The sequence below is a fragment of the Saccharothrix coeruleofusca genome (genome assembly GCF_014648515.1).
Taxonomy (GTDB): Bacteria; Actinomycetota; Actinomycetes; order Mycobacteriales; family Pseudonocardiaceae; genus Actinosynnema; species Actinosynnema coeruleofuscum.
The window spans coordinates 331,635-338,353 of record NZ_BMRG01000003.1; the positions used below are offsets into that span (position 1 = coordinate 331,635).

At 73.5% G+C, this 6,719-nt stretch carries 6 protein-coding genes; 3 read left to right on the forward strand and 3 right to left on the reverse strand.

Features of this window, described 5'->3' with window-relative positions; translation table 11 throughout:
• Positions 1 to 112: 112 nt before the first annotated feature.
• Positions 113 to 1,270 (forward strand): MFS transporter, encoded by a 1,158-nt coding sequence (locus tag IEZ00_RS10075; RefSeq protein ID WP_229795362.1) that lies wholly within the window; start codon positions 113 to 115, stop codon positions 1,268 to 1,270.
• Positions 1,271 to 1,444: 174 nt separating this feature from the next.
• Here IEZ00_RS10075 and IEZ00_RS10080 read toward each other — a convergent pair whose 3' ends face one another.
• Both IEZ00_RS10080 and IEZ00_RS10085 read right to left on the reverse strand, forming a co-directional pair.
• Positions 1,445 to 2,818 carry a mycothione reductase gene (locus IEZ00_RS10080; RefSeq protein ID WP_189222917.1) on the reverse strand — a complete coding sequence of 458 codons (1,374 nt, stop codon included), beginning with the start codon at positions 2,816 to 2,818 and terminating at the stop codon, positions 1,445 to 1,447.
• 40 nt (positions 2,819 to 2,858) lie between these two features.
• On the reverse strand, positions 2,859 to 3,386 hold the full coding sequence (locus IEZ00_RS10085) for a YbhB/YbcL family Raf kinase inhibitor-like protein (protein WP_189222918.1): 528 nt from the start codon (positions 3,384 to 3,386) through the stop codon (positions 2,859 to 2,861).
• 193 nt (positions 3,387 to 3,579) lie between these two features.
• On the opposite strand from IEZ00_RS10085, the gene IEZ00_RS10090 reads away from it, so the two are divergent.
• Positions 3,580 to 4,056 (forward strand): AMIN-like domain-containing (lipo)protein, encoded by a 477-nt coding sequence (locus tag IEZ00_RS10090; protein WP_229795364.1) that lies wholly within the window; start codon positions 3,580 to 3,582, stop codon positions 4,054 to 4,056.
• A 47-nt stretch (positions 4,057 to 4,103) separates the two neighbouring features.
• Here the strand turns inward: IEZ00_RS10090 and lon are convergent, their stop codons facing one another.
• On the reverse strand, positions 4,104 to 6,464 hold the full coding sequence (lon, locus tag IEZ00_RS10095) for an endopeptidase La (RefSeq protein ID WP_189222920.1): 2,361 nt from the start codon (positions 6,462 to 6,464) through the stop codon (positions 4,104 to 4,106).
• Positions 6,465 to 6,590: 126 nt separating this feature from the next.
• Here lon and IEZ00_RS38075 point away from each other — a divergent pair.
• Positions 6,591 to 6,719: SAM-dependent methyltransferase (locus IEZ00_RS38075; protein ID WP_373293111.1), on the forward strand; the 129-nt coding region annotated here is incomplete at its 3' end.

Genomic DNA, 6,719 nt, shown 5'->3' on the forward strand with positions numbered 1-6,719 from the left:
GACACCTGTGACCGTCCAGACTGCCACTGATCGCGGTCCCGGTGCGACGGTCCGGGCGGATCCGGCGGCACCCGCTGGACAACCGCCCGCGCGCAACCGCCAAGTGGCCCTGGTGGGCACCACCCTGTTGGCCATCGGCGTTGCGCTGGCCGCCGCCAACCTCAGGCCCGCGGTCACCAGCATGGCCTCCGTGCTGGGCGACGTGCGCGCCTCGCTGGGCGTGTCCACGACGTGGGCCAGCCTGCTGACCGCCATTCCGACGGTGTGCTTCGGCCTCGCCGCGTTCGCCGCGCCCCTGCTCGGCCGCAAGCTGGGCACGGCCAGGGCGGTGGGCGCCTCGCTGGCGGTGCTGACCGCCGGCCTCGTGCTGCGCGTGCTGGACGGCCCGTGGGTGGTGCTGGGCGGCACGTTCATCGCGTGCGCGGGCATCGCGGTGTCGAACGTGCTGATCCCCGTGGTCGTGAAGGACTCCTTCCCGAACAAGGTCGGCCCGGTCACCGGCGTCTACACCGCGGCGCTCGCCGCGGGCGCGGCGGCGGGCGCGGCGCTGACCCCGTCGCTGGAGTCGTTCCTGGGCTCGTGGCGCGGCGCGGTGGGCGCGTGGGCGCTGCTGTCGCTGGCGGCACTGCTGGTCTGGACGGCGGGCGCGCGTCACGGCGTCGCCGCCACCTCCGCCGCGCCCCGGCCGCAGGCGCCCCGGCGCTCGCTGTTCCGCACGCCGCTGGCGTGGGTCGTCACCGTCTTCTTCGGCCTGCAGTCGCTGCTGGCCTACACGGTCATGGGCTGGTTGCCGGAGATCATGGGCGACGCGGGGGTGGACCGCTCGACGGCGGGCCTGCTGCTGGCGATCACCATGGTGCTGGGCGTCCCGGTCAGCCTGATGGTGCCGCCGCTGGCCACCCGGCGGGCGGGCCAGTCCGCCCTGGTGGTGGTGCTGGGCGCGTTCTCCGTGGCGGGCGTGCTCGGGCTGGCGCTGGCCCCGCTGGCGGCCCCCGGCCTGTGGGCGGTGCTGATCGGCGTCGGCATGGGCGGCATGTTCCCGCTGGCCCTGGTGATCATCTCGCTGCGCACGGCCTCCAGCGCGGACACCGCGTCGCTGTCCGGGATGGCGCAGAGCGTCGGCTACCTGATCTCGGCCACCGGCCCGTTCGCGTTCGGCGTGCTGCGCGGCGCCACCGGCACGTGGACGGTGTCGATGCTGGTGCTGACCGCCGTCCTGGTGCTGCTGACCACCCTGGGCGCGCTGGCGGGCCGCCCCCGCACCCTCTGACGCCTGCAAGTACTACCCGACCCGTTCCCATGGGCCGCTAACTACTACCCGCCCCGCCGGGCACGGGTAGTAGTTAGCGGCCCGGAGACGGGGGCCTGGTAGTACTTGCAGACGCGACGAGGCCCCCGGAGCCGTTCCGGGGGCCTCGTGGTGTCTCGGGGGGCAGTCCAGGGGTCAGTCCAGGGGGAGGTTCAGCAGGGCGTTCTCCAGGACCTCCGGCATGGCCGGGTGGATCCAGTACTGGCCGCGGGCCATCGAGCGCGCGTCCAGGCCGAAGCTCATGGCCTGGATGACCGGCTGGATCACCGTGGGGGCCTGCGGGCCGATGATGTGCGCCCCGAGGATCTGCCCGGTGGCCGGGTCGGCCAGCACCTTGGCGAAGCCGGTGTTGTCCTCCATCGCCCACCCGTAGGCGATGGACGCGTACGCCTGCTCGGCGGTCACGAAGCGGACCCCGCGCGCGGTGGCCTCCTGCTCGGTCAGGCCCACCGAGGCGATCTGCGGCGAGGAGAACACCGCCGACGGCACGAACCGGTGGTCCGCGGCGATCGGCGCGTCCGGGTTGAGCAGGTTGTGCTGCACCACGCGCGCCTCGTGGTTGGCCACGTGCTTGAGCTGGTAGTCGGTGCTGATGTCGCCCAGCGCGTAGATGCCCTCGACCGAGGTGCGCTGGAACTCGTCGACCACCACGCGCCCGTCGGGGTGCGTCTCGACGCCGGTCGCGGGCAGGTCCAGCAGGTCCGAGTTCGGCTTGCGGCCCACGGCCACCAGCAGCTCCTCCGACTCCACGACCTCGGCGCCGTCCGGCCCCTCCAGGTGCAGCCGCACCACCCCGCCGACCCGCTCGGCGCGCACCGCCTTGCGACTCAGCCGCACGTCCCACTTGCCCGACGCGAGCTGGGTGAAGCGGGAGGCGATGGCGTGGTCCTCGTGGCGCAGCAGCAGGTCCGACCGCGCGATCACGGTCACCTGGACGCCGAAGGAGGAGAACACGTGCGCGAACTCGGCGGCCACGAAACCGCTGCCGAGGATGGTCATCCGGGGCGGCAGCGCGTCCAGCCGCATCACCGTGTCGCTGGTGTGGTAGCCGACCGACTCCAGGTCGACCACGTCGGGCACGACCGGCCTGCCGCCCGCGGCGAGCACGAACCGGTCGGCGGTGATCACCTCGCCGGTGCCGGTGTCCAGCGTCTTGGGGCCGACGAACCTCGCGGTGCCCTGGTAGAAGGTGACGTTGGCGTTGCGCTCGGCGCGCCAGCGGCGCCCGTTCTCGGCGATCGGGTCGATGCGGCCGAAGATGCGGTCGCGGACGTCGGTCCAGCGCACGCCGTCCAAGTGGGCGTCGACGCCCAGCCGCGCGGCGGCGGCGGGCGTGCCCGCGACGTCCGCGGTGTGCACGAACATCTTCGTGGGGATGCACCCGACGTTCAGGCAGGTCCCACCGACCGCGCCTTTCTCGACGATCGCGATGTCCCAGCTCGCGAACCGCTTGTTGGCGATCGAGTTGCCGGAACCGGTGCCGATGATGACCAGGTCGAAGTGCCTCACACCGTGCTCCAACTCGCGGCGCGAGGCACTTGTTCCCGGCTCAGTGGGCGTAGGTGGGGACGATGATCGCGCGCGCCAGCGTGTGGAAGGCCAGGTTGAAGCTGACCACCGCGGGCGAGGAGTCCGGCGTCACGTCCAGCTTCTCCACGTCCACGGCGTGCACCACGAAGTAGTACCGGTGCACCTGGTCGCCCTTGGGCGGCGCGGCGCCGCCGAAAGCCGCCGTGCCGTAGTCGCTGCGCACGTGGAAGGCGTCGCCGGGCAGCGTGTCGTCGCTCGCGCCCGCGCCGGTCTCCAGCGAGGTCACCGAGGCCGGGATGTTCACCGCGACCCAGTGCCAGAAGCCAGAGGGGGTCGGCGCGTCCGGGTCGAAGCAGGTCACCACGAAGCTCTTGGTCCCCTCGGGGAACCCGGTCCAGCTCAGCTGCGGCGAGGTGTTGCCGCCCTCGAACACCTGCGCCTGCGGCAGGGGCTCGCCGTCCTGGACGTCGGTGGAGCTCACCCGGAACGAGGGCACCGCCGGGAGCAGCGAGTAGGGGTCCGGGGCCACCGGGCGTTCGAGGCTCATCAAGTCCTCCACGAGTGATCTTGGCTGACCCGGCCGACCCTATCGCCGGGCCCCGACCGGCGCAGCTCACCGGCGCGGCTCACCGGCGGGGCAACCCGCGCGCCGGTGGCGCGTCCTTGCAGTGGCAGAGGCCAGGGGGAGCGGGGAACCCGTCCTCGCCGGGGTGGCCTCGGGGGATACCGTGAACAACCGAGTGAAACGCGCTGTGTCGCTCGCGCTCGCCTGCGTCGCGGCGGCAGTCCTGCTCCCGGCCGCCTCGGCAGGCGGCGCGACGCCCCAGGTGCCGCTGCTCACCGACATCCGCGTCGGCAGGCAGGCCTCCTTCGACCGGGTCGTGCTCGACCTCGACGGACGCCGCCCGGAGTTCTTCATCCGCTCGGTGGACCAGCTCTTCTACGACGGGTCCGGCCTGCCGGTGGTCATCGACGGCAACCACTTCCTGCAAGTCACGTCCACCCCCGCCGCGGCGCACGACGACAGCGGCAACCCCAGCTACCACGGCCCGCACCAGTTCACCACGCCCTCGCTGGCCAACGTCCAGGCCGTGGCGATCACCGGTGACTTCGAGGGGCACCTGACCGTGGGGCTGGGGATGCGCGACGACTCGTGGCACCGGGTGCTGGTGCTGGACAACCCGACCCGCGTCGTGATCGACGTGGGCCACAACTGAGAGACGGCGGGGCGGGGGCTCCGCGCGGAGCCCCCGCCCCGGTCCGATCAGGCCGCGGCGGTGGCCGCGGCGGCGGGCTCCAGCGCCAGCTCCAGCACCTCGCGCACGTCACCCACCAGGTGCACGGTCAGCGCCTCGCGCACCGACTCCGGCACCTCGTCCAGGTCCGGCTCGTTGCGCCGCGGCAGCAGCACCGTGGTGATGCCCGCGCGGTGCGCGGCGAGCAGCTTCTGCTTCACCCCGCCGATCGGCAGCACCCGCCCGGTCAGCGACACCTCGCCGGTCATCGCCACGTCCGAGCGCACCGGGCGGCCGGACAGCAGCGACGCCAGCGCGGTCGTCATGGTCACGCCCGCCGACGGGCCGTCCTTGGGCACCGCGCCCGCGGGCACGTGGATGTGCACGCCCCGCTCGGCCAGCTCCGCCGCCCCGCTGTCGTGCGAGCGCAGGTAGGACAGGGCGATCTGGGCGGACTCCTTCATCACCTCGCCGAGCTGCCCGGTCAGCGTGACCCCGGACGCGCCGGTGCCGCGCTCGGCCAGCGACGCCTCGACGAACAGCACGTCGCCGCCCGCGCCGGTGACCGCCAGGCCCGTGGCCACGCCGGGCACCGCGGTCCGCTCGGCCGACTCCGGGGTGAACTTGGGCGAGCCCAGGTAGCCCCGCAGGTCGGCCACGTCGACCGAGACCGGCAGCCGCGCCTGCTCCAGCGCGACCTTGGCGGTGATCTTGCGCAGCACCCGCGCCAGCGACCGCTCCAGCTGCCGCACGCCCGCCTCGCGGGTGTACTCGCCCGCCAGCTTGCGCAGCGCGCCCTCGGTGACCGAGACGTCCTCGGGCGTCAGGCCCGCCCGCTCGACCTGCCGGGGCAGCAGGTGGTCGCGCGCGATGGTGACCTTCTCGTCCTCGGTGTAGCCGTCCAGCCGCACCAGCTCCATGCGGTCCAGCAGCGGCGCCGGGATGGCCTCCAGCACGTTGGCGGTGGCCAGGAAAACCACGTCGGACAGGTCGAGCTCGACCTCCAGGTAGTGGTCCCGGAAGGTGTGGTTCTGCGCCGGGTCCAGCACCTCCAGCAGCGCCGCGGTCGGGTCGCCCCGGTAGTCCGCGCCCACCTTGTCGATCTCGTCCAGCAGCACCACCGGGTTCATCGAGCCCGCCTCGGAGATGGCCCGCACGATCCGGCCGGGCAGCGCGCCGACGTAGGTGCGCCGGTGGCCGCGGATCTCGGCCTCGTCCCGCACGCCGCCCAGCGCGACCCGGACGAACTCGCGGCCCATCGCCCGCGCCACCGACTCGCCCAGCGAGGTCTTGCCCACGCCGGGCGGGCCGACCAGCGCCAGCACCGCGCCGCTGCGCCGCCCGCCGACCACGCCCATGCCGCGGTCCGCGCGCCTGCGCCGCACCGCCAGGTACTCGGTGATGCGCTCCTTCACGTCGTCCAGGCCCGCGTGGTCGGCGTCCAGCACCGCCCGCGCGCCCGCGATGTCGTAGGAGTCCTCCGTGCGCTTGTTCCACGGCATCTCCAGCACCGTGTCCAGCCACGTGCGGATCCAGCCGACCTCGGGGGACTGCTCGGCGGTGCGCTCCAGCTTGTCCACCTCGGCCAGCGCGGCCGCGCGGACGTGCTCGGGCAGGTCCGCGCCCTCGACGCGGGCCCGGTAGTCCTGCTCCTCGGTGGCGGGCCTGCCGTCCAGCTCGGCCAGCTCCTTGCGGATGGCGGCGAGCTGCTGGCGCAGCAGGAACTCCCGCTGCTGGCGCTCCACGCCCTCCTTGACGTCCTTGCGGATGGTCTCCGCCACGTCCAGCTCGGTCAGGTGCTCGCGGCCCCACTCCAGCAGCTTCTCCAGCCGCTGGGCCACGTCGCTGGTCTCCAGCAGCCACACCTTCTGCTCGTCGGTCAGGTACGAGGCGTACCCGGCCAGGTCGGCCAGCGCGGAGGGCTCGTCGACCTGCTGCACCGAGTCGACCACCTGCCACGCGCCGCGCTGCTGGAGGATCGTGGTGACCAGGCCGCGGTACTCGCGCGCCAGCTCGCGGGTGCGCTCGTCCGGCGCGCTCTCGTCGGCGACCGTCGCCTCCACCCACAGCGCCGCGCCGGGCCCGGTGGTGCCGGTGCCGATGCGCACCCGGCTCTCGCCGCGCACGACCGCGGCGCGCTCACCGCCGGAGAGCCTGCCGACCTGCTCGATCACGGCCAGCGTGCCCACCTTGGCGTACTTGCCGTCCAGCCGCGGCACCAGCAGCACCCTGGCCTTCGCGTCGTCGGAGGCCGCCGCGCTCGCGGCCTCGACGGCGGCGCGCGCCTCGGCGCGGGCGTCCGACCCGGTCAGCCGGATCGGCACGACCATGCCGGGCAGCACGACCACGTCGTCCAGCGGCAGCAGCGGCAGCGCCAACGTCTCGCCCATCAGCTTCCTCCAAAGTTGAGTCTGTCAGGCTCAACCAGGTTGAGCGGGGCTTTGTTTCCGCGCGCTGTTCGCCCTGAGCGAGCGACAGGGGTTGTGCCCGTGCGGCCGGACCGGAACGATCGGCCCGTGGAACAGGCGAGTTGGGTGCCGGCGTCGGTCGACCTGGACCGCCCCAGCGCGGCCCGGATGTACGACTACTACCTGGGCGGCTCGCACAACTTCGCGGTCGACCGCGAGGCGGCCAAGGCCGTGGAG

Bases quoted from the DNA above. Each gene is read 5' to 3' on its own strand.
- lon (WP_189222920.1), bottom strand. From the start codon at position 6,464: ATGGGCGAGACGTTGGCGCTGCCGCTGCTGCCGCTGGACGACGTGGTC.
- IEZ00_RS10085 (WP_189222918.1), bottom strand. From the start codon at position 3,386: ATGAGCCTCGAACGCCCGGTGGCCCCGGACCCCTACTCGCTGCTCCCG.